Source organism: Curtobacterium sp. MCLR17_007, from assembly GCF_003234655.2.
Lineage (GTDB): Bacteria > Actinomycetota > Actinomycetes > Actinomycetales > Microbacteriaceae > Curtobacterium.
Genome location: NZ_CP126271.1, coordinates 1,999,822 through 2,025,322, shown reverse-complemented (window position 1 = coordinate 2,025,322; position 25,501 = coordinate 1,999,822). Strand labels below are relative to the sequence as shown.

General features: G+C 69.8%; 20 protein-coding genes. 16 read left to right on the top strand and 4 right to left on the bottom strand.

From position 1 onward, the window contains the following. Positions 1-47: 47 nt before the first annotated feature. The 5 genes from rpsA to DEJ13_RS09660 all read left to right on the top strand — a co-directional run bounded on the left by rpsA (position 48) and on the right by DEJ13_RS09660 (position 6,005). Positions 48-1,508, top strand: a complete 1,461-nt coding sequence (rpsA, locus tag DEJ13_RS09680) for a 30S ribosomal protein S1 (RefSeq protein ID WP_111106290.1) — start codon at positions 48-50, stop codon at positions 1,506-1,508. 91 nt (positions 1,509-1,599) lie between these two features. Next, complete coding sequence (gene coaE / locus DEJ13_RS09675) at positions 1,600-2,202, top strand: dephospho-CoA kinase (protein ID WP_111106289.1); 603 nt, start codon at positions 1,600-1,602, stop codon at positions 2,200-2,202. After that, positions 2,199-3,263, top strand: coding sequence for a BPSS1187 family protein (locus DEJ13_RS09670; RefSeq protein WP_111106288.1), 1,065 nt, complete (start codon positions 2,199-2,201; stop codon positions 3,261-3,263). Before coaE ends, DEJ13_RS09670 begins: the two co-directional genes overlap by 4 nt. A 22-nt stretch (positions 3,264-3,285) precedes the next feature. Next, a complete protein-coding gene (locus DEJ13_RS09665) occupies positions 3,286-4,794 on the top strand; it encodes a class I adenylate-forming enzyme family protein (RefSeq protein WP_111106287.1) in 1,509 nt (502 codons plus the stop codon). After that, positions 4,791-6,005, top strand: coding sequence for an acyltransferase (locus tag DEJ13_RS09660; protein ID WP_111106286.1), 1,215 nt, complete (start codon positions 4,791-4,793; stop codon positions 6,003-6,005). The genes DEJ13_RS09665 and DEJ13_RS09660 overlap by 4 nt, the downstream gene beginning before the upstream one ends. A 58-nt stretch (positions 6,006-6,063) precedes the next feature. On the opposite strand, the gene DEJ13_RS09655 is transcribed toward DEJ13_RS09660, so the two are convergent. Continuing rightward, positions 6,064-7,386: an MFS transporter gene (locus DEJ13_RS09655; RefSeq protein ID WP_111106285.1), complete on the bottom strand. Its 1,323-nt coding sequence runs from the start codon at positions 7,384-7,386 to the stop codon at positions 6,064-6,066. A gap of 195 nt (positions 7,387-7,581) precedes the next feature. Here DEJ13_RS09655 and uvrB point away from each other — a divergent pair, with 195 nt between their 5' ends. The 11 genes from uvrB to DEJ13_RS09600 all read left to right on the top strand — a co-directional run bounded on the left by uvrB (position 7,582) and on the right by DEJ13_RS09600 (position 21,895). Beyond that, positions 7,582-9,660, top strand: coding sequence for an excinuclease ABC subunit UvrB (gene uvrB, locus DEJ13_RS09650; protein ID WP_111106353.1), 2,079 nt, complete (start codon positions 7,582-7,584; stop codon positions 9,658-9,660). Then, positions 9,650-10,573, top strand: coding sequence for an SDR family NAD(P)-dependent oxidoreductase (locus tag DEJ13_RS09645; RefSeq protein ID WP_111106284.1), 924 nt, complete (start codon positions 9,650-9,652; stop codon positions 10,571-10,573). Before uvrB ends, DEJ13_RS09645 begins: the two co-directional genes overlap by 11 nt. A gap of 48 nt (positions 10,574-10,621) precedes the next feature. Then, positions 10,622-13,711: an excinuclease ABC subunit UvrA gene (gene uvrA / locus DEJ13_RS09640; RefSeq protein WP_111106283.1), complete on the top strand. Its 3,090-nt coding sequence runs from the start codon at positions 10,622-10,624 to the stop codon at positions 13,709-13,711. After that, on the top strand, positions 13,712-15,835 hold the full coding sequence (gene uvrC / locus DEJ13_RS09635; RefSeq protein WP_111106282.1) for an excinuclease ABC subunit UvrC: 2,124 nt from the start codon (positions 13,712-13,714) through the stop codon (positions 15,833-15,835). A gap of 149 nt (positions 15,836-15,984) precedes the next feature. Beyond that, entirely contained in the window at positions 15,985-16,872 is an 888-nt protein-coding gene (gene rapZ / locus DEJ13_RS09630; RefSeq protein WP_111106281.1) for an RNase adapter RapZ, read from the top strand. Positions 16,873-16,951: 79 nt separating this feature from the next. Then, on the top strand, positions 16,952-17,932 hold the full coding sequence (gene whiA, locus DEJ13_RS09625; protein WP_111106280.1) for a DNA-binding protein WhiA: 981 nt from the start codon (positions 16,952-16,954) through the stop codon (positions 17,930-17,932). A gap of 162 nt (positions 17,933-18,094) precedes the next feature. Then, positions 18,095-19,099: a type I glyceraldehyde-3-phosphate dehydrogenase gene (gene gap, locus DEJ13_RS09620; RefSeq protein ID WP_111106279.1), complete on the top strand. Its 1,005-nt coding sequence runs from the start codon at positions 18,095-18,097 to the stop codon at positions 19,097-19,099. A 3-nt stretch (positions 19,100-19,102) separates the two neighbouring features. Continuing rightward, complete coding sequence (locus DEJ13_RS09615) at positions 19,103-20,338, top strand: phosphoglycerate kinase (RefSeq protein ID WP_111106278.1); 1,236 nt, start codon at positions 19,103-19,105, stop codon at positions 20,336-20,338. 43 nt (positions 20,339-20,381) lie between these two features. After that, the gene (gene tpiA, locus DEJ13_RS09610) at positions 20,382-21,161 is read left to right on the top strand and encodes a triose-phosphate isomerase (RefSeq protein WP_111106277.1); all 780 of its coding nucleotides are present in this window, start codon (positions 20,382-20,384) and stop codon (positions 21,159-21,161) included. 119 nt (positions 21,162-21,280) lie between these two features. Continuing rightward, complete coding sequence (gene secG / locus DEJ13_RS09605; RefSeq protein ID WP_056124375.1) at positions 21,281-21,532, top strand: preprotein translocase subunit SecG; 252 nt, start codon at positions 21,281-21,283, stop codon at positions 21,530-21,532. A 3-nt stretch (positions 21,533-21,535) separates the two neighbouring features. Further along, positions 21,536-21,895 carry an RNA polymerase-binding protein RbpA gene (locus DEJ13_RS09600; protein WP_056124379.1) on the top strand — a complete coding sequence of 120 codons (360 nt, stop codon included), beginning with the start codon at positions 21,536-21,538 and terminating at the stop codon, positions 21,893-21,895. Positions 21,896-22,146: 251 nt separating this feature from the next. Here the strand turns inward: DEJ13_RS09600 and pgl are convergent, their stop codons facing one another. From pgl to zwf, 3 genes are all read right to left on the bottom strand, one after another. After that, positions 22,147-22,917 (bottom strand): 6-phosphogluconolactonase, encoded by a 771-nt coding sequence (gene pgl / locus DEJ13_RS09595; RefSeq protein WP_056124382.1) that lies wholly within the window; start codon positions 22,915-22,917, stop codon positions 22,147-22,149. Between the two features lie 99 nt (positions 22,918-23,016). Next, positions 23,017-23,961: a glucose-6-phosphate dehydrogenase assembly protein OpcA gene (locus tag DEJ13_RS09590; RefSeq protein ID WP_111106276.1), complete on the bottom strand. Its 945-nt coding sequence runs from the start codon at positions 23,959-23,961 to the stop codon at positions 23,017-23,019. After that, positions 23,958-25,496, bottom strand: coding sequence for a glucose-6-phosphate dehydrogenase (gene zwf, locus DEJ13_RS09585; RefSeq protein WP_111106275.1), 1,539 nt, complete (start codon positions 25,494-25,496; stop codon positions 23,958-23,960). The genes DEJ13_RS09590 and zwf overlap by 4 nt, the downstream gene beginning before the upstream one ends. Positions 25,497-25,501: the final 5 nt, after the last annotated feature.

The window sequence follows — 25,501 nt, the reverse complement described above, 5'->3', positions numbered from 1 at the left end:
CCTGTGTCGCCCTGGCCCGACTCATGTCCGTTCGGAGCAATCTCTACATGACAACCACTACGACCAAGGCTCCTAAGCAGGTCGCCATCAACGACATCGGTTCGGCTGATGACTTCCTGGCCGAGGTCGAGAAGACCCTGAAGTTCTTCAACGACGGCGATCTCATCTCCGGCACCGTCGTGAAGATCGACCGCGACGAGGTCCTCCTCGACGTCGGGTACAAGACCGAGGGTGTCATCCCCTCGCGCGAGCTCTCGATCAAGCACGACGTCGACCCCAACGAGGTCGTCAACGTCGGTGACGAGGTCGAGGCCCTGGTCCTCCAGAAGGAGGACAAGGAAGGCCGCCTCATCCTGTCGAAGAAGCGTGCGCAGTACGAGCGTGCGTGGGGCGACGTCGAGAAGATCAAGGAGTCCGACGGGGTCGTCACCGGCACCGTCATCGAGGTCGTCAAGGGCGGCCTCATCGTGGACATCGGTCTCCGCGGCTTCCTCCCGGCATCGCTCATCGAGCTGCGCCGCGTCCGCGACCTCACGCCGTACCTCGGCCAGGAGATCGAGGCGAAGATCCTCGAGCTCGACAAGAACCGCAACAACGTGGTCCTGTCGCGCCGTGCGCTCCTCGAGCAGACGCAGTCCGAGTCCCGCACCACGTTCCTCAACAACCTCCACAAGGGCCAGGTCCGCAAGGGCGTCGTCTCGTCGATCGTCAACTTCGGTGCGTTCGTCGACCTCGGCGGCGTCGACGGTCTCGTCCACGTGTCCGAGCTCAGCTGGAAGCACATCGAGCACGCCAGCGAGGTCGTCGAGGTCGGTCAGGAAGTCACCGTCGAGATCCTCGAGGTCGACCTGGACCGTGAACGCGTGTCGCTCTCGCTCAAGGCCACCCAGGAGGACCCGTGGCAGGTCTTCGCCCGCACCCACGCGATCGGCCAGATCGCACCGGGCAAGGTCACGAAGCTCGTGCCGTTCGGCGCCTTCGTCCGCGTCGCGGACGGCATCGAGGGCCTGGTCCACATCTCGGAGCTCTCGAACAAGCACGTCGAGCTCGCCGAGCAGGTCGTCTCCGTCGGCGACGAGGTCTTCGTGAAGATCATCGACATCGACCTCGACCGTCGCCGCATCTCGCTCAGCCTCAAGCAGGCCAACGAGGGCGTCGACCCGGAGAGCACCGAGTTCGACCCGGCGCTCTACGGCATGCCGACCGAGTACGACGACAAGGGTGACTACAAGTACCCCGAGGGCTTCGACCCGGAGACCAACGAGTGGCTCGAGGGCTACGACACCCAGCGCGAAGCATGGGAAGGCCAGTACGCGGCCGCCCAGGGTCGCTGGGAGGCCCACAAGGCCCAGGTCGCCAAGTCCCTCACCGACGAGGCCTCGGGGTCGTTCGACCTCCCCGCGACCGCGTCGTCCTCGTCCACCACGAGCGAGCAGGCCGGCCAGGGCACCCTGGCCGACGACGCATCGCTCGCGGCGCTCCGCGAGAAGCTCAGCTCGACCAACTGATCGAGTCCTGCGCGAACCGGAAGCCCGGCATCCCTTCGGGGGTGCCGGGCTTCCGGCATTCCGTGAGCCTCGTGACCCTAGGCTCGGTCACGTGCGCATCATCGGACTCACGGGCGGCATCGCCGCGGGGAAGTCGACCGTCTCCGGCCGCTGGGCGGAGCTCGGCGCCGTCGTCGTGGACGCGGACCGACTCGCCCGCCAGGCAGTGGCCCCCGGCAGTCCCGGCCTGGCCCGGGTCGCCGAGCGTTTCGGCCCGGGCGTGATCGCCCCGGACGGCTCACTCGACCGACCAGCACTCGGCGCGGTGGTCTTCTCGGACCCGGCGGCACGCCGCGACCTCGAGCGCATCACCCACCCCGAGGTCTGGCGACTCGCGCAACAGGCCTTCGACAGCGCCGCAGCAGCCGACCCGGACGCGGTCGTCGTGTACGACGTGCCCCTGCTCGCCGAGGCCAAGGGGTCGCGGCCGCTCCGCTTCGACGCGGTGGTGGTCGTCGACGCACCCGCCGCCGTGCGGGTCCGACGACTCGTCGAGCACCGGGGGATGGACGAGGCCGAGGCCGAGCGGCGCATCGGGGCCCAGGCGTCCGACGCGGAGCGGCTCGCACTGGCCGACCACGTCGTCGACGCCACCGGCACGCTCGACCAGACCCTCGCTTCCGCTGACGCGGTCTGGGAGCGCCTGGTCGGATGAGGCACCGCATCCTGCTCCTCGTCGCCGCGATCGTGCTCGTCGCGATCGGCGGCGGCGCGGTCATCGCCGCGAACCTGACTGCCGAACGGCGGGAGGAACAGCACGGTCGTGCGCCGGCCACAGCCCAGGCGCGGGGCGGCGAACGTGGTCCGGCAGACGAGTTCCACCGCTTCCGACTCGGGGCGATCGACGGTGAACGGCTCGAGCCGAACCGCGACGACTTCGCGGCGCGAACGGCGAGCGACGGCCCGCTCCTGCTCTTCCTGCCCGCCACCCGGGCGAAGCCGGCGCAGTACCAGCGGTTCCTGACGACCGCACTCGGCGACGGTTACCACGTCCTCGGGCTCGACTACTGGAACCTCGGCAAGACGCTCTCGGGCACCTGCGAGGCCGACGCGCAGTGCTACGGCGAGGTGCAGCGCAACCGCTTCGACGGCACCCGCCCGTCCGAGTTCAGCGACGTCTCGCCCGCCGGCTCCATCGTCTCCCGGTTCCGGGACGCGATCGCGCACCTCGACGACGTCGACCCGAAGGGTGGCTGGGGGCGGTTCGTCGCCCCCGACGAGGACATCGCGTGGCAGGACATCGTCGTCGCCGGGCACTCCCAGGGCGGCGGCGAAGCGGCGTACATCGCGCACGTCCGGCCGGTCCTCGGTGCGCTGATGTTCTCGTCGCCGGTCGAGTCGCTCGGTCCCGTGCACGCGGCCTGGATGGACCACCCGGGTGCCACCCCGGTGTCGCGCATGTACGCGATCGACGACGTCCGCGACGTGTTCGGCCCACGGATCCGCGGGTCGTGGGAAGTCCTCGGCCTCGACGGCCCCGCGACGGCCGGCGGCCGGGACGGACCCTGGCGCACCGACACCGCAGCCCCGCCGACGGGATGGGATCCGCACGCGATCCTGACGGACATCCGGGTCGGGACACCGGACGAGTCGCACTCGCGGACCATCAAGGACACGACGCCGCTCGACGCCGACGGACAGCCTCGGATGCTCGGCCTGTGGCAGTGGCTGCTGCGCCGGTTCGCGCCGGTCGACGCATCCTCCGGCGCGTCATAGCAAGCGGTCCTAGCATGAACCGATGCAGCACGACGTCCGAACTCCTCCCCAGGGTCTCCGCGACCTGATCCGGCACCGCGCCGAGGTCGACCCCGACCGCGCCTACCTCGAGGACGCCCGCTCCGACCGGGTCCTGTCCTACGGGGCCCTCGGACAGGCCGTCGACGCCTGGGCGTCGACGTTCGAGGTGATCGGCGTCCCCGACTCCGGCGCCGTGCTGGTCGACGTCGGCGACCCGCTCGCCTTCGCGGTGGTGCACCTCGCAGCGATCGCGTCCGGGCGCCGTGCCGTCCCTGTCGACACCGGCCAGCCGACCACCGAGCCGGCGCGGCTCGCCGACCTGCTCGGTGGCGGGTCCATCGTCGTCTCGGACCGCGACGTCGACGCGACCATCCCCGGTACGCCGTCGGCGCGCGTCGACCCGGCCACGGGCCTCCCGTCCGACGTCCGTGACGGTGACCTGCCCGCGGAGTCCGAGGACGCCCCCGGCCAGGGCTCGGTCGTGCTCTTCACCTCGGGCTCGACCGGTACGCCGAAGGGGGTCGAGCTGCCGGAGACCCAGCTGCTCTCCGTCGCCAGGGCCGTCGTCGACCACAACCGCCTGTCCCCGGATGACCGCGGCTTCAACTCGCTGCCGCTGTTCCACGTCAACGCCGAGGTCGTCGGCCTGCTCGCGACCCTGGTGGCCGGTGCCACGCTGGTGCTCGACCGCCGGTTCCGGCGCACGGGCTTCTGGGAGCTGCTCGGCGAACGCCGGATCACCTGGCTGAACGCCGTCCCGGCGATCCTCGCGGTGCTCGCGAAGACCGGCCCGATGGCGTTCCCCGCCGGGCTGCGGTTCGTCCGGAGCGCCTCGGCACCGCTGCCCGACCCGGTCCGGGCTGCTCTCGGCGACGTCCCGCTCGTCGTCAGCTGGGGCATGACCGAAGGCGCCAGCCAGATCACCGCGACGCCGCTCGACCAGCCTGCGCGACCCGGCACCGTCGGTGTGCCGGTCGACTCCGAGGTACAGGTCCGCGGCGAGGACGGCTCGGTCCTGCCCGCGGGCGAGGTGGGCGCGCTCTGGATCCGCGGCCCCGGCGTCGTGCGGTCGTACCTGTTCGGCCGTGCGGCCGAGCGCTTCGACGCGGAGGGCTGGCTCGCCACCGGTGACGTCGGCTCCGTCGCCCCGGATGGCTGGGTGTCGCTGGTCGGCCGCTCCGACGACGTCATCAACCGCGGGGGCGAGAAGGTCTGGCCGTCCGAGGTCGAGGACGTGCTGCTCGGCGACGCCCGGGTGCTCGAGGCCGTCGTGGTCGGCCGCCCCGACGACGTCCTCGGCAGCGTCCCGATCGCGTACGTCATCCCGCAGCCGGACCTCTACGAGCCCCTCGACCCGGTGGCCCTCGTGGCCGACCTGACGGCGCGTGCCGAGCGGTCCCTCACCCGGTTCCGCCGGCCGGTCGAGATCGTCGTCGTCCCGGACCTGCCCCGGGCACCCACCGGCAAGATCCAGCGTGCCCGGGTGCGGGGGATGGCGGCGACGTCGTGACCCAGAGCCCCATCTCGACCCGCGACCCCGCCGGACCGGCCGGACCGGCCGCCGGCACACCGGCCGCCGGCACCGTCGGCGTGCAGACCCCGACGCGCACCGCGTCCGGTCGACCGCGTCACCTGTACGAGGTCGACGTGCTGCGCATCCTGACGTTCGCGTGCGTGCTCGGGGTGCACACGACCAGCCACACGATGGCGTCCGACGACGTCGGGTTGGCCGGTCTGCTCGCGCTGCTGCACTTCACCCGGCTGGTCTTCTTCACGCTCACGGCGTTCGTCCTCGTCTACAGCTACGCCATCCGGCCGAAACCGATGTCGGTGTTCTGGCCGAAGCGGTTCCTGCTCGTGGGCGTGCCGTACCTGGCGTGGTCGTTCGTGTACGTCGCGTCCGCCTGGCTGCTCGACTCCGGCCAGCGTGGTGACGTGCCCGCGCTCGTGACCACGTTCGCCACCGGGGTCGTGACCGGGACGGCCAAGTACCACCTCTACTTCCTGCTCGTGACGATGCAGGTCTACCTGCTGCTGCCGGCGATCATGTGGCTCGTCCGGAAGACCCGCGGACACCACGTGAGCGTCCTGGTCGTCTCGCTCGTCGTGCAGCTCGGGGTCTTCGCCTGCTACAAGTACTTCCCCTCGACCGACGCGTGGCTGCACGGCACCCAGAAGCAGTTCTTCTTCTCGTACGTGTTCTTCATCGTGTCGGGTGCGATCGCCGCCGACCACGCCGACCGGTTCCTCGGGTTCGTGCGGACCCACCGTCGTGGCATCGGCTGGGCCTTCCTCGGCGGCGTGCTCCTGACGCTCGGGGTGTTCGTGCTGCAGATGGCGACCGGCGACTCGCCGTACGCCGCCGGCACGCCGCTGCAGCCGGTGGAGGCCGTGTGGAGCACCATCGTCTTCGTCGGGTTCCTGGCGGTCGGCGCGGCCTGGGCGGACCGACGCGTGGCGGGCAGTCCGCTCGCGCGCGTGGTCGACTACGCCTCGGACCGGTCGTTCGGCATCTTCCTCAGCCACCCGCTGGTGATCTGGCTGCTGCTCTACGGATCCAGCCCGCTCGAGGCGCTCGTCCCCAAGCCGTGGCTGACGCTCGTGACCTACCTGCTGGTCGTCGTGCTGTCGGTGGCGATCACCGAGGCGTTCCGCTGGACACCCCTCAGCGTCCCGCTGACCGGGCGGCCGTCGCTGGCGTCGCGCAAGGTCCGCGCCTGACGGACTGGAGGCCCGTGGCGGCGTCGCCACGAGCCTCCAGTCCGTCACGTGGTCTTGGTCAGGCCTGCTGCTCCGCCGTCGGCGTCCCGACCTCGAGCACGCCGTCCGTCGAGGTGAGGCGCTGCGGCTTCATGAACCACGCGACGACCGCCGCGGCGAACAGCAGGGCGCAGGACAGGGCGAAGGGGAGCTGCCACCCGCTCGCGTCGATGAGCAACCCGAAGACGATCGGCGAGATGACGCCTGCGACGCCGAACCCGGTGTTCATGAACCCGGACGCCGTCCCCGACCACTGCGGGGCGACGTCCATCGGGATCGCCCAGAGGTTGGCGTTGCAGAGCTCGAGGAAGAAGAACGACAGCGCGAGCGAGATCGTCGCGACGAGCAGCCCCTGGCCGATGACGAGTGGGATCAGGCACAGCAGTGACCCGCCGAGCCCGATGACCAGGATCGTGCGCCGGGCGTTCCGGGTGTTCCCGCCGCGGTGGATGATGCGGTCGCTCAGCATGCCGCCGACCGTGTCGCCGACGACACCCGCCAGCAGGATGAGCGTCGTGAACAGGGCGAAGTCGCCGATCTCCAGCCCGTAGGTGGAGCTGAGGAACGTCGGCAGCCAGGTCAGGAACACCCAGAGGGTCCATCCGTAGCCGAAGTCGACGAAGGTGACCGGCAGGATCTGCTTGGCCATCTGGCGCCACGGGACGGGGGGCCGGGTCGCACGGGTCTCGACCGGCGGCAGCTCGGACAGCTCGACCTGCGTGATGCCCTTGGCCGACTCCGGCTTGTCGCGGAACCAGACGAACCAGACGACGGCCCACGCGAACGACAGCACGGCGGTCGCGAAGAAGGCCAGTCGCCAGCCGCTGATCGCGATGAAGTACGCGACGACCAGGGGGGCGAGCGCGTTGCCGAGCCGGGCCGCGGAGTGCACGACACCCTGTGCGAAGCCGTTCCGGTCGCGGGGGATCCAGCGGCTCATCGCCTGGGTCGCGGTCGGGAAGGCGGCTGCCTCGCTGAGGCCGAGCAGGGCGCGAGCGGCGAACAGCGTCCAGAAGCCCACCGCGAAGCCGGTCCAGAGCGTCGCGACGCCCCAGATGACGGTGATGACGAACAGGGCCTTGCGCGGGCCGAACTTCTCGCTGATCGTGCCGCCGAACACCTGCAGCAGGGCGTACGGCAGCGAGAACGCCGACACGATCAGGCCGGCGGTGGCCTCGTTGAACCCGAACTCCTCGGTGATGTGGGGGAGTGCGGTCGAGATGTTGGTGCGGTCGATGTACGAGATCGCGTACATGAAGCACAGCAGGATGAGCACGCGCCCGCGGATGCGTCCGCGGAACGGGGTGCCCTTCGTCGGTGCCGCTGGGGTCGCCGTCGTCATGGGGGCCTCTTCGGGGGAGTGAGGATCGATCGGGGTGCTGCTGTACGAACGAGACGCTAGGGACCGTTCTTATCAGCGTCCTCGGAGCCTGCTCTTCCGGGACGATACGCCCTGCAGCACGAGGGGTACGCCGTCGGCGAGCAGACCGGCGAGGTGTCGGTGGGCGCGCCTAGCATTGACCGCATGGCAGTGACGATGGAACCCGCCCGCGCGGTCCGCCCGTTCGAGGTGATCAGCGAGTACTCGCCGAGCGGTGACCAGCCCGCGGCGATCGCCGAACTCGCCGGGCGCATCAACGCCGGTGAGACCGACGTGGTGCTGCTCGGCGCGACGGGTACCGGCAAGTCGGCGACCACGGCCTGGCTCATCGAGCAGGTGCAGCGCCCGACGCTCGTGCTGGCCCACAACAAGACCCTGGCGGCGCAGCTGGCCACCGAGTTCCGCAGTCTGCTGCCGAAGAACGCCATCGAGTACTTCGTGTCGTACTACGACTACTACCAGCCCGAGGCGTACGTCCCGCAGACCGACACCTTCATCGAGAAGGACTCCTCGGTCAACGCCGAGGTCGAGCGTCTGCGGCACTCGACGACGAACTCGCTGCTCAGTCGTCGTGACGTCGTCGTGGTGTCGACCGTGTCGTGCATCTACGGCCTCGGTACGCCGGAGCAGTACATGAACGCCTCGGTGGCGCTCTCGGTCGGCCAGGAGATCTCGCGCGACCAGCTCGTGCGCCGGTTCGTCGCGATGCAGTACCAGCGCAACGACGTCGACTTCGCCCGCGGGACCTTCCGGGTCCGTGGCGACACCATCGAGATCATCCCGATGTACGAAGAGCACGCGATCCGCATCGAGATGTTCGGGGACGAGATCGAGGCACTGAGTTCGCTGCACCCGCTCACGGGCAACGTCATCGACGACCTCCCTGCGGTCTCGATCTTCCCGGCGTCGCACTACGTCGCCGACACCGACGTCATGCACCGCGCCATCGGCACCATCAAGGAAGAACTGGCCGAACGCCTCGCCGAGCTCGAGGGCCAGGGCAAGCTGCTCGAGGCCCAGCGCCTGCGGATGCGCACCACCTTCGACATCGAGATGATGGAGCAGATCGGCTTCTGCTCCGGCATCGAGAACTACTCGCGGCACGTCGACGGGCGCATGCCCGGCGAAGCACCGCACTGCCTGCTCGACTACTTCGCCGACGACTTCCTCATCGTGATCGACGAGTCGCACGTCACCGTGCCGCAGATCGGCGCGATGTACGAAGGCGACGCGTCCCGCAAGCGCACCCTGGTCGAGCACGGCTTCCGGCTGCCCAGCGCGATGGACAACCGCCCGCTCAAGTGGGAAGAGTTCCTCGAGCGTGCCGGGCAGAAGGTCTTCCTGTCGGCGACACCCGGCAAGTACGAACTCGGGATCACCGACAGTGTCGTCGAGCAGATCATCCGCCCGACCGGCCTGATCGACCCCGAGATCGTCGTCAAGCCGTCCGACGGCCAGATCGACGACCTGCTCGAGGAGATCCAGCAGCGCGTCGACAAGGACGAGCGCGTGCTGGTCACGACCCTGACCAAGCGCATGGCCGAAGAGCTGACCGACTTCCTCGGCAACGCGGGCGTCCGGGTCCGGTACCTGCACTCCGACGTCGACACGCTCAAGCGTGTCGAGCTCCTGACCGAGCTGCGACAGGGCGTCTACGACGTGCTCGTCGGCATCAACCTGCTGCGCGAGGGGCTGGACCTGCCCGAGGTGTCCCTCGTGGCGATCCTCGACGCCGACAAAGAAGGCTTCCTGCGCTCGTCGACGTCGCTCATCCAGACCATCGGCCGTGCCGCCCGCAACGTGTCGGGTCAGGTGCTCATGTACGCCGACAAGATGACCGACTCCATGAAGCAGGCCATCGAGGAGACCGACCGTCGCCGCGAGAAGCAGGTGGCCTACAACCTCGAGCACGGCATCGACCCGCAGCCGCTACGCAAGAAGATCGGCGACATCACCGAGCAGCTGAACCGCGAGAACGACGACACGAAGGCGCTGCTCGAGCGTCGCGGCAGCAGCGCGAAGGACCGCGGCCGGGCGCCGACGCCGTCGCTCAAGCGCGAGGGCATCGCCGGTGAGGGCGCGACCCAGCTCGAGGCGACCATCGCCGACCTCAACGACCAGATGCTCCAGGCCGCGACCGAGCTCAAGTTCGAACTCGCCGCGCGCCTGCGCGACGAGGTCCAGGACCTCAAGAAGGCACTGCGGCAGATGGAGTCGGCCGGCCATGTCCGCTGAGGCCGACGCAGCTCGACCCCGCACCGTCGTCGTCACGGGCGCGAGCGCCGGGCTCGGGTACCACGCGGCCGAACAGCTCGCCGCCGCGGGCCACCGGGTCGTGTTGGCGACGCGCAGTGCGGAACGGGCAGAAGCAGCTGCGCGCAGCATCCGGCAGCAGGTCCCGACCGCGGTGCTCGAGCACCTGCACGTCGACCTGGCCGACCTGGACAGCGTCCGCGCGGCCGCGACGGCGCTGCAGGACCTCGGTCCGGTCGACGCGCTGCTCAACAACGCCGGGGTCGTGGGCTCGCGGGCCGAACGTTCCACCGCGCAGGGCCTCGAGCTGCAGGTCGGCACGAACCACCTGGGGCACTTCGCCTTCACCGGGCTCGTGCTGCCGATGCTCGAGCGCACGGGTGGGCGCGTCGTGCACCTCGGCTCGATCGCACACCGCTGGGCCGCCCTCGACCGTCGCGACCCGCTCGGCGCGGGGCACTACTCCGGCTACCGGCAGTACGGCCGCAGCAAGCTCGCGGTGATGCTGTTCGGCTTCGAGCTCGCCGAGCGCCTGGCCGACGCCGGGTCCGCCGTGTCGAGCGTCGTCGCCCACCCGGGCCTCGCGCTCGACTCCCTCGGTCCGTCCCGCCCGCTGGTCACCCCGGCGCGCGACGAGCCCGCGTGGACCCGACCCGGGGAACGCCTGTTCGCCCAGGGCAAGGACGCGGGTGCGCTGCCGCTCGTGCACGCCACGGTCGGTGCCGGAGTCCGCTCGGGTGAGTACTGGGGTCCGGGCGGTGCCTTCCAGCTGCGGGGACCGGCTGTCGTCGTCCGCGCCGAGCCGCGCGCGCACGACCGCACCGAGGCAGCTCGGCTCTGGCAGGCGAGCGAGCAGGCCTCCGGCGTCGCGTTCGCTCTCGACGCATTCGTCTGACACCGAACCGGAACCGAATGTCGGCATCGGTTCGTAGACTCGTGGGCGATGACCATCACCTCTGATCGCGGCCCTGTCACGCCCGGAAGCAACGCCCTCGGCGGCGCCGCGGACGACGACCGGCCGGACGCCGACCGTTCCGACCTCGAGCCCGCAGACCTGCACCTGCCCGGCGGCACCGCACCGCACGACACCACGACGCTGAGCGTCCGCGGTGCGCGCGTGCACAACCTGCGGGACGTCGACCTCGAGATCCCGCGCGACTCGCTCGTCGTGTTCACCGGGTTGTCCGGGTCCGGCAAGTCCTCCCTGGCGTTCGACACGATCTTCGCCGAGGGACAGCGCCGGTACGTCGAGTCGCTGTCGGCCTACGCCCGCCAGTTCCTCGGGCAGGTCGACCGTCCCGACGTCGACTTCATCGAGGGTCTGTCGCCCGCGGTGTCGATCGACCAGAAGTCGACGAACCGCAACCCGCGCTCCACCGTCGGCACCATCACCGAGGTCTACGACTACATGCGCCTGCTCTGGGCGCGCATCGGAATCCCGCACTGCCCCGTCTGCGGCGAGGTCATCAGCAAGCAGAGCGTGCAGCAGATCGCCGACCAGCTCATGACGCAGGAGACCGGCACCCGCTTCCAGGTGCTCGCGCCGATCGTCTCCAAGAAGAAGGGCGAGTTCGTCGACCTCTTCCAGGAGCTCGCGGCCTCGGGGTACTCGCGGGCGATCGTCGACGGCGAGCGGATCCAGCTGAGCAGCCCGCCCACGCTCAAGAAGCAGGTCAAGCACGACATCTCGGTGATCGTCGACCGTCTGGTGGCCGGCGACGACATCCTCGGACGCCTGACCGACTCGCTCGAGACCGCGCTGCGCCTGACCAACGGCACGGTGGCGATCGACCTCGTCGACCACGAGGGCCCCGGCGCCGTCCGGACCTACTCCGAGAACCTGTCCTGCCCGAACAACCACCCCCTCGCGCTCACCGAGATCGAGCCCAGGACGTTCTCGTTCAACGCCCCGTTCGGCGCGTGCCCCGAGTGCTCCGGCCTCGGCACGCGCATGTCGGTCGATCCCGACCTGGTGCTCGGCGACCCCGAGGCCTCGCTGGCGGACGGCGTGCTGCTGCCGTGGACCGGCACGAGCGGTCTGTACGCGTACTTCGAGAAGCTCCTGGCCGGCCTCGGCAAGGAGCTCGGCTTCCGGCTCGACACCCCGTGGAGCCAGCTCGACCCGACGGTGCAGGCAGCCATCCTCACCGGCAAGGACTTCGAGGTCTCGGTGTCCTGGCGCAACCGCTTCGGCCGTGAGATGCGCTACACCAGCGGGTTCGAGGGCGTCATGCCCTACATCGAGCGCAAGTTCGCCGAGGCCGAGTCGGACTCGCAGCGCCAGCGCTTCCAGGGCTACCTGCGCGAAGTGCCCTGCCCGGTCTGCGACGGCACGCGCCTGAAGCCCGAGGTCCTCGGCGTCACCGTTGCCGACCGCAGCATCGCCGACGTCACCCAGCTCAGCCTCGACGACGCCTACGCCTTCATGGACACCCTGACCCTGACCGACCGCGAAGCGCACATCGCCGCAGCGGTCCTGCGGGAGATCCGCGCGCGGCTCGAGTTCCTGCTCGAGGTCGGCCTGAACTACCTGACGCTGTCCCGTGGCGCCGGCTCGCTGTCCGGCGGCGAGGCGCAGCGCATCCGGCTCGCCACGCAGATCGGGTCCGGGCTGACCGGTGTGCTCTACGTGCTCGACGAGCCGAGCATCGGGCTGCACCAGCGCGACAACCGCAGACTCATCGACACCCTCGTCAAGCTGAAGAACCTCGGCAACACGCTCATCGTCGTCGAGCACGACGAGGACACCATCCGCACGGCGGACTGGGTCGTCGACATCGGCCCGGGCGCCGGGGTCAACGGCGGCAACGTCGTGCACTCGGGGTCGTACGCCGACATGATCGAGAACCACGAGTCGATCACGGGTGACTACCTGGCGGGCCGTCGCGCGATCGACATGCCGAGCAAGCGTCGCGCGATCAACAAGAAGCGCGTGATCACCGTGCAGGGCGCGCGCGCGAACAACCTGCGCGAGGTCGACGTCGACTTCCCGCTCGGCGTCTTCACCGCCGTCACGGGCGTCAGCGGCTCCGGCAAGTCGACGCTCGTCAACGACATCCTGTACAAGGTGCTCGCCAACCAGCTCAACGGTGCCCGCCACATCGCGGGCAAGCACACCCGGGTCAAGGGGCTCGACCAGCTCGACAAGGTCGTGCACGTCGACCAGGCACCGATCGGCCGCACCCCGCGGTCGAACCCCGCGACCTACACCGGCGTGTTCGACCGGATCCGGCAGCTGTTCGCCGAGACCCCCGAGGCCAAGATCCGCGGGTACCTGCCCGGTCGGTTCAGCTTCAACGTCAAGGGCGGCCGCTGCGAGAACTGCTCGGGCGACGGCACCATCAAGATCGAGATGAACTTCCTGCCCGACGTGTACGTCGCGTGCGAGGTGTGCGGCGGTGCGCGGTACAACCGCGAGACGCTGCAGGTGCACTACAAGGGCAAGGACATCTCCGAGGTCCTCGACATGCCGATCAGCGAGGCAGCCGAGTTCTTCGAGCCGATCTCCGCCATCCACCGGTACATGGCGACCCTCGTCGACGTGGGCCTGGGATACGTCCGCCTCGGCCAGAGCGCCACGACGCTGTCGGGTGGCGAAGCCCAGCGCGTCAAGCTCGCGACCGAGCTGCAGCGACGCTCGAACGGCCGCACGGTGTACGTGCTCGACGAGCCGACGACCGGTCTGCACTTCGAGGACGTCCGCAAGCTGCTGCTCGTGCTGCAGAGCCTGGTCGACAAGGGCAACACGGTGATCACGATCGAGCACAACCTCGACGTCATCAAGTCCGCCGACTGGGTCATCGACATGGGTCCCGAAGGTGGCTCCGGCGGCGGGACGGTCCTGGCGACCGGCACGCCCGAGCACGTCGCCGACGTCCCGGAGAGCCACACGGGCGTGTTCCTGCGCGAGATCCTCGAGGCGCAGGACGCACGGGTCGGCAAGCAGCGTTCGGTGGGCGCACGCAAGGTCTCCGAGACCGGCACGCTCGGGCGCGGTGCCGGGTCCGACAAGCAGCGGGCAGGTGCGCGGTAGGTGGCGGACACTGTCCCGTGGCGTCCGAAGGCCGGTGAGATCCCGACCGATCCGGGCGTGTACCGATGGCGTGACGGCAACGGCCGGGTGCTGTACGTCGGCAAGGCGAAGAACCTCCGCGCTCGGCTGAGCAACTACTTCGCGCCGCTGCCGACCCTGCACGAACGCACCCGCCGCATGGTCCTGACGGCGAAGAGCGTCGAGTGGACGACCGTCGGGTCCGAGATCGAGGCACTCCAGCTCGAGTACACCTGGATCAAGGAGTTCGACCCGCCGTTCAACGTCAAGTTCCGGGACGACAAGTCGTACCCGTACATGGCGATCACGCTCGGCGACGAAGCCCCCCGGGTGATGGTCACGCGCAACCGCAAGATCCGGGGGGCCAAGTACTTCGGTCCGTACCCGAAGATCTGGGCCGTGCACGACACCATCGACCTGATGATCAAGGTGTTCCCGATCCGCACCTGCTCGGACTCGTCGTACAAGCGCGCCATGCAGACCGGCAAGCCGTGCTTCCCGGGGCAGATCGGCAAGTGCGGGGGCCCGTGCTCGCAGCGCGTCACGATCGCCGAGCACCGCGCGCTCGTCGACGAGTTCGTGCGGTTCATGAACAGCTACGACCGCCGCGTGATCACCGAGCTCCGGCAGCGCATGGGGGCCTCGGCCGACGCCATGCAGTACGAACAGGCGGCGAAGTACCGCGACCAGGTCGGGGCACTCGAAGCCGTGCTCGAGAAGTCCGCGGTGGTGCTCAAGGACTCGGTCGACCTCGACCTGTTCGGCATCGCCGAGGACGAACTCGCGGCCGCCGTGCAGCTGTTCTCCGTCCGCGGTGGTCGCATCCGCGGTGTCCGCGGGTGGGTCGTCGACAAGGAGCTCGACATCACGACGGGCGAGCTGGTGGAGCAGATCGTGCAGGGTGTATACGCCGATGCCGAGCTGTCGTCGCGGGCCGGCGGTCCACTGACCAGCCCGACGACCGAGGAGCCCCCGCGCGAGGTCGTCGTGCCGGAGCTCCCGGACGATGCCGACGCGTTGCAGCAGTGGCTCAGCGAGCGGCGTGGGGGGCGTGGCACGAAGCTCAGCACCGCGCAGCGCGGCGACCGCGCCGGGCTCGCCCGGACGGCCTCGCAGAACGCGCAACAGGCGCTCATGCTCTACAAGACGAAGCGGTCCGCCGACTACACCACGCGTGCCGCCGCGCTGGCCGACATCCAGGACGCCCTGGGCATGTCCGAGGCGCCCCTGCGCATGGAGTGCTACGACATCTCGCACCTGCAGGGCACGAACGTCGTCGCGTCGATGGTCGTCTTCGAGGACGGTCTGCCGCGCAAGGACCAGTACCGCCGCTACTCGATCGCCGAGACCCGTGACGACACCGACAGCATGCACCAGGTGCTCACGCGGCGCCTCGCCCGTCTCGACGAGGACGCCGAACTGCCGGACCAGCCGGACCAGAACGCCGAGGGCGTGGTCGCGGTCGAGAAGCCGACCAAGCGCTTCGCCTACCGCCCGCAGCTGCTCATCGTCGACGGCGGGCAGCCGCAGGTGGCCGCAGCCAAGCGGGCGATGGACGAGGCCGGGGTCACCGACATCGCCCTCGTCGGCATCGCCAAGCGCCTCGAAGAACTCTGGCTGCCCGACGACGACTTCCCGGTGATCCTGCCGCGCAACTCCGAGGCCCTGTTCCTCATCCAGCGCATCCGCGACGAGGCCCACCGGTTCGCCATCACCCACCAGCGGGGCCGCCGCAAGCGCGACGTCCGCACGCAGCTGTCCGAGATCCCCGGTCTCGGGCCGAGCCGCGTCAGCGCGCTGCTGAAGCATTTCGGCTCGGTCGCCCGCCTGCGGTCCGCCACGGCGGACGAGATCGGCGAGGTGCAGGGTGTCGGCCCGGCGACCGCCGCAGCGGTCGTGCGGAAGCTGCAGACGGTGCCGGCCAGCGTGCCGACGGGGGAGTCACCCACGAGCGCCCCCGAGCCTGGCAGCGCCCCCGGGCCTCGCAGCGCCCCCGGTCCCGGCAGCGCGCCCGACGCCGACGGCGGCCCGGGCAGCGCAGACCGGACAGCAGGCCCGGTGCGGGTCCCCGAGGTGACCGGCGGCGGTCCGCAGTTGCCGTCGTGACGTCACCACGGTCCTCCCGGCCGTCGGGTCCGCGACCCCCGAACGGGCGATAGCCTGGTCCCCGAGCACACTCACCCCGGCCCGCCCCTGCGGGCCCCCGGCCCGCCCGAGCGACGCGCCCGGGCAGCGACGACGGAGCACATCTCCAGATGACCGACACCGATGCGAGTCCGCAGCACGACGTCCTGATCGTGACCGGGATGTCCGGCGCCGGGCGCTCAACGGTGGGCAAGGCGCTCGAGGACCTCGACTGGTACGTGGTCGACAACCTGCCGACGCAGATGCTCGGCCCGCTCACCGACCTGGCCGACCGCGCCGGCGAGAAGATCCCGAAGCTCGCCGCCGTGGTCGACGTCCGCGGGGGCCGCTACTTCACCGATCCCGAACACGCCGTCGAACGACTCCGGGCGGCGACCTCGGCCCGCGTCCGGGTGCTCTTCCTCGAGGCGACCGACCAGGTCCTCGTCCGGCGCTTCGAGCAGGTCCGGCGACCGCACCCGCTCCAGGGCGAGGACACGCTGCTCGACGGCATCGCCCGTGAGCGCACGCGGCTGCTCGGGCTGCGCGAGGCGTCCGACGTGATCATCGACACGTCCGACCTCAACATCCACCAGCTCGCCAACACCGTGACCGAGAAGTTCGCCGAGGACCGCTTCACCGGCGTCCAGGTCACGCTGATGAGCTTCGGGTTCAAGTACGGACTGCCCGCCGACGCCGACATGGTGGCCGACGTGCGGTTCATCCCGAACCCGTACTGGGTGCCGGAACTCCGTCCGCACACCGGTCTGGACGCACCCGTGTCCGAGTACGTCCTCGCGCAGGCGGGGTCCCGCACGTTCGTCGACCGCTACGCCGCCGTGCTCGAGCCGGTCCTCGACGGGTACCAGCGCGAGAACAAAAGACACGCTACGATCGCCATCGGCTGTACCGGCGGCAAGCACCGCTCGGTCGCCATCGTCGCCGAGTTGGCGAGCCTCCTCCGTGGGATGCCCAACGTCGCCGTGCGTGTGAAGAACCGAGATCTCGGCCGGGAGTGACCGTCCCACCGGCCGCTCCACACGTGTGCGCCACCGGGATGCAGAACCCCACCACCGACTGAACGTAAGGAATGATGCTGTGCCGTTGACTGCCGAGGTCAAGGACGAACTGGCCAGGGTCGCCGTGGGCCGCAACACGGTCCGTGCCGCCGAACTCGCGACGATCCTCCGGTTCGCGGGTGGCCTGCACGTCATCTCCGGCAGGATCGCCGTCGAGGTCGAGGTCGACACGCGGATCATCGTCCACCGCGTCCGCAAGGACCTGGCCGAGCTGTACGGCGTCCGGAGCGAGGCCTCGGTCGGCTCCACGGCATCGTCCCGTCGCGGGACCCGCTACCTGGTCCGCGTGCTCGAGGCGGGGGAGACCCTCGCACGGCAGACCGGTCTGATGGACGCCCGCCGTCGTCCGGTGCGTGGTCTGCCGAACCGTCTGACCACGGGCAACCGCGAGGACCTCGCCGCGATCTGGCGAGGTGCCTTCCTGGCCGCCGGCACCCTCACGGACCCCGGCCGGGCCGCCGCACTCGAGGTGACCTGCCCCGGCAACGAGGCGGCGATGGCACTCGTGGGAGCCGCTTCGCGCCTCGGCATCGCCGCGAAGGGCCGCGAGGTCCGCGGTGTGCACCGCGTCGTCATCCGCGACGGCGAGGCGATCGGACAGATGCTCACCGCGATGGGCGCGGCCCGCACCACCGCGGACTGGGAGGAGATGCGTCAGCGCCGCGAGGTCCGCGCCACGGCGAACCGGCTCGTGAACTTCGACGACGCCAACCTCCGGCGTTCCGCCCAGGCGGCCGTCGCCGCCTGCGCACGGGTCGAGCGCGCACTCGAGATCCTCGGCGACGAGGTCCCCGACCACCTGCGGTACGCCGGGTCGCTCCGGTTGGCCCACCGTGACGCGTCCCTCGACGAGCTCGGCCAGCACGCCGACCCGCCCATGACCAAGGACGCGATCGCCGGTCGGATCCGCCGTCTGCTCGCGATGGCCGACAAGCGCGCCGTCGAGCTCGACGTCCCCGGTACCGAGGCGAGCGTCCCCGAGGAGCTCGAAGGCGCCTGACGCCCGTCTGCACGTCACACGAACGGGTGCTGAAGCTCCGACTGCTAGGGTCGTGAGGGCGACGTCGCGGGCGTATCGTCCAGCACACGCGGGCCTGTCGCAGGGCCCTCGACTCCGAACAAGCAGCGCCCTCCGAGCGCTCCACACCCACCAGGAGAACCATTGACCGTCAAGATCGGCATCAACGGCTTCGGCCGCATCGGCCGTAATTTCTTCCGGGCCGCTCTGGCCAAGGGCAGCGACCTCGAGATCGTCGCTGTGAACGACCTCACGGACAACGCCGCTCTGGCGAACCTGCTCAAGTTCGACTCGATCACCGGTCGCCTCGGCGTCTCCGTCGAGCTCGACGGCGACAACATCGTGGTCGACGGCAAGCCGATCAAGGTCCTCGCGGAGCGCGATCCCGCCAACCTCCCCTGGGGCGACCTGGGTGTCGACATCGTCATCGAGTCGACCGGGTTCTTCACCAAGGCCGCCGACGCGCAGAAGCACATCGACGCGGGCGCCAAGAAGGTCATCATCTCCGCCCCGGCCACCGGTGACGACGTCACCATCGTGCTCGGTGTGAACGAGGACCAGTACGACCCGGCAAACCACAACATCATCTCGAACGCGTCGTGCACCACGAACAGCCTCGCGCCGCTCGCCAAGGTGTTCCACGACAAGTTCGGCATCGAGCGCGGGCTCATGACGACGGTGCACGCGTACACCGCCGACCAGAACCTGCAGGACGGCCCGCACAAGGACCCCCGTCGTGCCCGCGCGGCCGCACTCAACATCGTCCCGACCTCGACCGGTGCCGCCAAGGCCATCGGTCTCGTCATGCCGGAGCTCGCCGGCAAGCTCGACGGCTTCGCGCTCCGCGTCCCGGTCCCGACCGGTTCGATCACCGACCTCACCCTCGAGACCAAGTCCGAGGTCACGGTCGACGAGATCAACGCCGCCTACAAGGAAGCAGCCGAGGGCCCGATGAAGGGCATCCTGCTCTACAGCGAGGACCCGCTGGTGTCGACCGACATCACCACGGACCCGCACTCCTCGATCTACGACTCCGGCCTGACCAAGGTCATCGGCGGCCTCGTCAAGATCACCTCGTGGTACGACAACGAGTGGGGCTACTCGAACCGCCTCGTCGACCTGACCGAGTACGTCGGCGAGCGTCTGTAACACATGAGCCTCCGAACCCTGGGGAGCCCCGGTCACTGGGGCGACCTCGGTGACCTCGCCGGCAAGCGCGTCGTCGTCCGGTGTGACCTCAACGTCCCGCTCAAGGACGGGGTCATCACGGACGACGGGCGCGTGCGCGCGTCCCTCGGCACGCTGAACACGCTCATCACGGCCGGCGCTCGCGTCATCGTGATCTCGCACCTCGGTCGCCCGGACGGCTCGCCGACACCGGAGTACTCGCTGGCGCCGGTGGGGCAGCGTCTGGCCGAGCTGCTCGGCAAGCCGGTCGAGTTCGTCGACGAGACCGTCGGTGACCTGGCCGGTGCGGCAGCCGACGAGCTCCAGGACGGTGACGTCCTGCTGCTCGAGAACCTCCGCTTCAACCCGGAGGAGACCTCGAAGGACGCAGCCGAGCGCCAGGCCTTCGCGGAGCGCATCGCCGCCATGGCCGACGCCTTCGTGTCCGACGGGTTCGGTGTCGTGCACCGCAAGCAGGCCTCGGTCTACGAGCTCGCGTCGGTGCTGCCCTCGGCTGCGGGTGGGCTCATCGAGACCGAACTGCGCGTGCTCGAGCGCCTCACCGCGACCCCCGAGCGCCCCTACACGGTGGTGCTCGGCGGATCGAAGGTCAGCGACAAGCTCGGTGTGATCGACCACCTGCTCCCGCAGGTCGACACGCTCTGCATCGGCGGCGGCATGCTCTTCACCTTCCTGGCGGCTCAGGGCCACGGCGTCGCCAAGTCCCTGCTCGAACAGGACCAGCTCGACGTCGTCCGCGAGTACCTGTCGCGCGCGGACGAGCTCGGCGTGACGATCGACCTGCCGACCGACGTCGTCGTGGCATCCGGCTTCGCAGCGGACGCCGATCACGAGACGGTGGCCGCTGACGCGATCGAGTCGTCGTCGTTCGGTGCCGACGGCATCGGCCTCGACATCGGTCCGGAGACGGCCGAGCGGTTCGCCCGCGCGGTGTCCGGGTCGAAGACCGTGTTCTGGAACGGCCCGATGGGCGTGTTCGAGTTCCCGGCCTTCGCCGCGGGGACGAAGACCGTCGCGCAGGCCCTGACCGAGGTCGACGGCCTCGGGGTCGTCGGCGGTGGTGACTCCGCCGCGGCCGTGCGGTCGCTCGGGTTCTCCGACGACCAGTTCGGCCACATCTCGACCGGCGGCGGTGCGAGCCTCGAGTTCCTCGAGGGCAAGTCGCTGCCCGGTCTCGAAGCACTCGGATGGACCCGATGACCCGAACACCGCTCATCGCCGGCAAGCTTGTGGAGAGTGCAGCATGAATCGCGTTCCGCTCATCGCCGGCAATTGGAAGATGAATCTCGATCACCTCCAGGCGATCGCGACCGTGCAGAAGCTCGCGTGGACGCTGAAGGACGCACGCCACGACTTCGACGACGTCGAGGTCGCGGTGTTCCCGCCCTTCACCGACCTGCGCAGCGTGCAGACGCTCATCTCGGCCGACAAGCTCCCGATCCGCTTCGGCGCCCAGGACCTGTCCCAGCACGACTCGGGTGCGTACACCGGTGACGTCTCTGGTGCGTTCCTCGCGGCACTCGACGCCGCGTACGTGATCGTCGGACACTCCGAGCGCCGCACGATGCACGGGGAGAGCGACCAGGTCGTGGCCGCCAAGACGGCCGCCGCCGTCAAGCACGGCGTCGTCCCGGTGGTGTGCGTGGGCGAGACCGGCGAGCAGCGTGAAGAACGCGGCGCCGGTGTCGTTGCCGTCGAGCAGCTGCAGGTCGTCCTCGACGCCGTGCAGCCGTCCGAGATCGTCGTCGCGTACGAGCCCGTCTGGGCCATCGGTTCCGGCCAGGCAGCGTCGGCCGACCAGGCGCAGGACGAGTGCGCCGCCATCCGCCGGGGAATCGCCGCCGCGTGGGGCGAGGACCTCGCCGCCGCGACGCGCGTGCTGTACGGCGGCTCCGTCAAGTCGGGCAACATCGCGGGCTTCCTCCGCGAGCCCGACGTCGACGGCGCGCTCGTCGGTGGCGCGTCCCTCGACGTGCAGGAGTTCGCGGCGATCGCGCGCTTCCGGCAGCACGTCGGACTCTGATCCGACCAGTTCGGGCCGGCCGCGTCACCGTGGCCGGCCCGAGCCACGCCCGTGCCGGTGACCCGGCCGCTCCGGCGGCCCGGTACACTTGCATGGCTGACTGACACGAAAGGTACGTCGTGGCGATACTCTCCGTCGTGCTGCAGGTCCTGCTCGCAATCACGAGCCTCCTGCTCACGCTCCTCATCCTCCTGCACAAGGGCCGCGGTGGCGGCCTCTCCGACATGTTCGGTGGCGGTGTGACGAGCAACCTCGGGGCGTCCGGCGTGGCCGAGCGCAACCTGAACCGCATCACGGTGATCCTCGGTCTGCTCTGGATCGTGAGCATCATCGTGCTCGGTCTCATCAACAAGTTCACAGCGGGGAGCTGAGCCATGGCATCAGGAGGCAGTGCAATCCGGGGGTCGCGCGTCGGCGCAGGCCCGATGGGGGAGCAGGACCGCGGGGTCCAGGCCGAGCGCGTCGCGATCTCGTACTGGGACGCGTTGGGGAACGAGGTCGTCCGCTACTTCGCGGCGAACCTCCCCGACGACGAGATCCCGGAGACGGTCGACTCGCCGTCCACCGGGCTCCCGGCTGGCCGCGACAAGGAGAACCCGCCGCAGGTCACGAAGACCGAGCCGTACAAGACCCACCTGGCGTACGTCAAGGAGCGCCGCACCGAGGAAGAAGCAGCACAGCTCCTCGAAGACGCGTTGCAGCAGCTCCGGCAGCGTCGCGGTACCGCGAAGTAGCACCGAACGTCACGAAGGCCCCCGCACTCCGGTGCGGGGGCCTTCGTCGTTGCGGGTGGCGATCAGCGGTGCGGCGGTCTTCGAGATCGCACGACTCGCCGCGCGGCTGGCGTCGCGGTTCCGCGAGTGACCGGTCAGTGGGCGCGAGATGCCATGATTTCGGAACCTCGCGCGGGTTGGGGGGCGACCCCGGAACGACGGGAGGCCCGGTGCCAGCTGGCACCGGGCCTCCTGTCACAGGGTGCGGGACGTCAGTACGTCGACGCGATCAGGTTCTCGGGGACGTCGCGGGCGGCGTCCTGGTCCACGAAGAACACGGTGCGCTTGCGACCCTGCACGCCGCCGACGGGGACCTCGTCGACGGAGGCACCAGCGAGTGCCAGGCCGAGGACCGAGGCCTTCTCGGCGCCGGACAGGATGACCCACACGCGCTGCGACGCGTTGATCGCCGGGTAGGTCAGGGTCAGGCGCTGCGGCGGGGGCTTGGGGGAGTCGTCGACCGGCACGACCGTGCGGTCGGTGATCGACAGCTGCGCGAACTCCGGGAAGAGCGACGCGGTGTGGCCGTCCGGGCCGACGCCGAGGAGCGTGATGTCGAACTTCGGCGCGACGGCCGAGTCGGGCGCCGCGTCCTGCAGCTCGCGCTCGTACCGCGCCGCGGCCTCGTCGATGGAGATGCCGGCGTCGGACGCGGCCATCGGGTGGATGTTCGACGCCGGGATGCCGACGTGGTCGAAGAAGTCGGCCTGCGTGCCGGTGACGTTGCGGTCGGCATCCCCTTCGGGCGCCCAGCGCTCGTCGACCCACCAGACGTGCACCTTCGACCAGTCGACGCTCTCACGCGCCTGCGACTGGCCGATGGCGGCGAGCACGAGGGTCGACACCGAACCACCGCTGATGGCGATGTCCGCGCGCTCCTGCTCGTCCAGCACGTCGATGATCTTCGTGATGAAGCGTGCGGCGACGGACGCGCCGAGGGCCTGCTTGTCCGGGTGCACCAGCACCCGCCGTTCGTTGGTCACGTGACTCCCGTGTTCAGGTCGGCGGGCCGTGGTGGACCGCCTTCGGTCCGGTCGGGTCCCACGTCCGCGCTGGACATGCGACCCGACCGAGTGGTGCGGTCAGTCCGCGATGTGCTCGCGGAGCTGGGCCACCCCGTGCTTGACGACGTCTCCGAAGAGGACGTCCGGGTCGAGTCTACGGAGTTCCTCTGCGAGACAGTCGCGCAGGTTCCGGCGCGGCAGCGACAGGTCGTGCACCGGCTGACCCGGCATCGACAGCGTCGCCACGTCGACCAGGGAGCGCTCGAGCTCGATGGTGCCGGACTCACGGACGAGCGAGACGCCGTGGATGCCGCTCGAGCCCGTGGCACGCGGGGAGGTCACGACCGACACCGGGACCTGGAGCTGCAGCTGGAGCCACGCGGCGAGGAGGATCGTGGACGGGCTGTCGCTCGCCCCCGACACCTCGACACCGGTGATCGGCTCGTACGGCGGCTGGTCGAGCGCCGCGGCGAGCTGGTTGCGCCAGAGCGTCAGCCGGGTCCACGCGAAGTCGGTGTCACCCGGCACGTACGACTCGGCCAGTGCGGTGATCGCCGCGCTCGGGTCCTTCTGTGTGGCCGCGTCGGTGATGCGCCGCTGGGCGATGCGGCCGAGCGACGACTCGGCCGGCTTCAGCGGCGCGATCCCGGGCCACCAGGCGATGACCGGCGCGTCGGGGAGCAGCAGGCCGGTGACCAGGCTCTCCTCGTTCGTTGCCGTCTCGCCGTACGCGCGCAGGACGATGACCTCACTCGCACCCGCGTCGCTGCCGACGCGGATCTGCGCGTCGAGCCGACCGGGCGAGGCGATGTCGCCGTCGTTCTTCGACACGATGATGACGCGCATCGGGTGCTCGCGTGATGCCTCGTTCGCGGCCGCGATCGCCTCTTCCTCGTGGCCCAGGGCCGTGGAGATGATCAGCGTCAGGACGCGACCGAGTGCGACGGCGCCACCCTCTTCGCGGATGTGGACGAGGGTCTTCTGGATCTTCGAGACCGTGGTGTTCGGCAGGTCGATCTTCATGGACGCCTCCAGGTCCGGCCGTCGCGGGTCAGCAGGTCGTCGGCCGAGGCCGGACCCCACGTGCCGGGACGGTACTGCTCGGGCTGGCCCTGCGTGCGCCAGAACTCCTCGATGGGGTCGAGGATCTTCCAGGAGAGCTCCACCTCTTGGTGGCGCGGGAACAGCGGTGGGTCGCCGAGAAGTACGTCGAGGATGAGTCGCTCGTACGCCTCGGGGGATGCCTCGGTGAACGCGTGGCCGTAGCCGAAGTCCATCGTCACGTCGCGCACCTGGGTGCCGACGCCGGGGACCTTCGAGCCGAAGCGGAGCGTGACGCCCTCGTCCGGCTGCACGCGGATGACCAGCGCGTTCTGGCCGAGCGGCGACTGCGGGATGCCGAAGACGTCCTCGGGGACGCGCTTGAAGACGATCGCGATCTCCGTGACACGGCGGCCGAGGCGCTTGCCGGCACGCAGGTAGAACGGCACACCCTGCCAACGCCGCGTGGCGATGTTCAACTTGATCGCCGCGAAGGTCTCGGTCGTGGACTCGGGGTTCATGCCCGCTTCCTCGAGGAACCCGAGGACCTTCTCGCCGCCCTGCCAGCCGCCGTCGTACTGCCCGCGGGCGGTCGCCGTGCTGAGGTCGGACGGCAGCTCCACGGCGGAGAGCACCTTCTCCTTCTCGGCACGGAGGTGTCCGGCCTTGAACGAGACGGGCTCCTCCATCGCGGTGAGCGCGAGGAGCTGCAGCAGGTGGTTCTGGATGACGTCGCGCGCCGCACCGATGCCGTCGTAGTACGCAGCGCGTCCGGCGACGCCGATGTCCTCGGCCATCGTGATCTGCACGTGGTCCACGTAGTTCGAGTTCCAGATCGGTTCGTACATCTGGTTCGCGAACCGCAGCGTCAGGAGGTTCTGGACCGTCTCCTTGCCGAGGTAGTGGTCGATGCGGAACACGTCGTCGGGCGCGAAGACGCTCTCGACGATGGCGTTCAGCTCGCGTGCGGTGCGCAGGTCGGACCCGAAGGGCTTCTCCACGACGACACGACTCCACGACCCCTCGGCCTTCTCGGTCAGGCCGGACAGCTTGAGCTGCTCGGTGACGACCGGGAACATCTTGGGCGGGATGGACAGGTAGAAGGCGTGGTTGCCGAGCGTTCCCCGCTCGGCGTCGAGCGCGTCGACGGTCTCCTTGAGCTGGACGAACGCCTCGGGGTCGTCGAACGACCCCTGGACGAAGCGGATGCCCTGTTCGAGCTGCCGCCAGACGTCCTCGTCGAAGGGTGTCCGCGAGTGCTCCTTGACCGCGTCGTGGACGAGCTGGGAGAAGTCCTGGTCCTCCCAGTCACGCCGAGCGAACCCGACCAACGCGAACCCGGGCGGCAGGAGCCCCCGGTTCGCGAGGTCGTAGACCGCGGGCATCAGCTTCTTGCGGGACAGGTCGCCCGTCACGCCGAAGATGATGAGGGTGCTCGGACCCGCGATCCGGTTCAGTCGACGGTCCGTGGGCAACCGGAGCGGGTTGTGCTCCGGGGTGATCGCCACCGGTGACATGTGTC

What these genes read in the sequence shown, in the direction of transcription:
- DEJ13_RS09670 (WP_111106288.1), top strand. Translation starts at nt 2,199, where the DNA reads ATGAGGCACCGCATCCTGCTCCTCGTCGCCGCGATCGTGCTCGTCGCG.
- zwf (WP_111106275.1), bottom strand. Translation starts at nt 25,496, where the DNA reads ATGTCACCGGTGGCGATCACCCCGGAGCACAACCCGCTCCGGTTGCCC.
- DEJ13_RS09645 (WP_111106284.1), top strand. Translation starts at nt 9,650, where the DNA reads ATGTCCGCTGAGGCCGACGCAGCTCGACCCCGCACCGTCGTCGTCACG.
- DEJ13_RS09600 (WP_056124379.1), top strand. Translation starts at nt 21,536, where the DNA reads ATGGCATCAGGAGGCAGTGCAATCCGGGGGTCGCGCGTCGGCGCAGGC.
- tpiA (WP_111106277.1), top strand. Translation starts at nt 20,382, where the DNA reads ATGAATCGCGTTCCGCTCATCGCCGGCAATTGGAAGATGAATCTCGAT.
- DEJ13_RS09615 (WP_111106278.1), top strand. Translation starts at nt 19,103, where the DNA reads ATGAGCCTCCGAACCCTGGGGAGCCCCGGTCACTGGGGCGACCTCGGT.
- DEJ13_RS09665 (WP_111106287.1), top strand. Translation starts at nt 3,286, where the DNA reads ATGCAGCACGACGTCCGAACTCCTCCCCAGGGTCTCCGCGACCTGATC.
- rpsA (WP_111106290.1), top strand. Translation starts at nt 48, where the DNA reads ATGACAACCACTACGACCAAGGCTCCTAAGCAGGTCGCCATCAACGAC.
- uvrA (WP_111106283.1), top strand. Translation starts at nt 10,622, where the DNA reads ATGACCATCACCTCTGATCGCGGCCCTGTCACGCCCGGAAGCAACGCC.
- DEJ13_RS09590 (WP_111106276.1), bottom strand. Translation starts at nt 23,961, where the DNA reads ATGAAGATCGACCTGCCGAACACCACGGTCTCGAAGATCCAGAAGACC.
- uvrB (WP_111106353.1), top strand. Translation starts at nt 7,582, where the DNA reads ATGGAACCCGCCCGCGCGGTCCGCCCGTTCGAGGTGATCAGCGAGTAC.
- DEJ13_RS09655 (WP_111106285.1), bottom strand. Translation starts at nt 7,386, where the DNA reads ATGACGACGGCGACCCCAGCGGCACCGACGAAGGGCACCCCGTTCCGC.
- rapZ (WP_111106281.1), top strand. Translation starts at nt 15,985, where the DNA reads ATGACCGACACCGATGCGAGTCCGCAGCACGACGTCCTGATCGTGACC.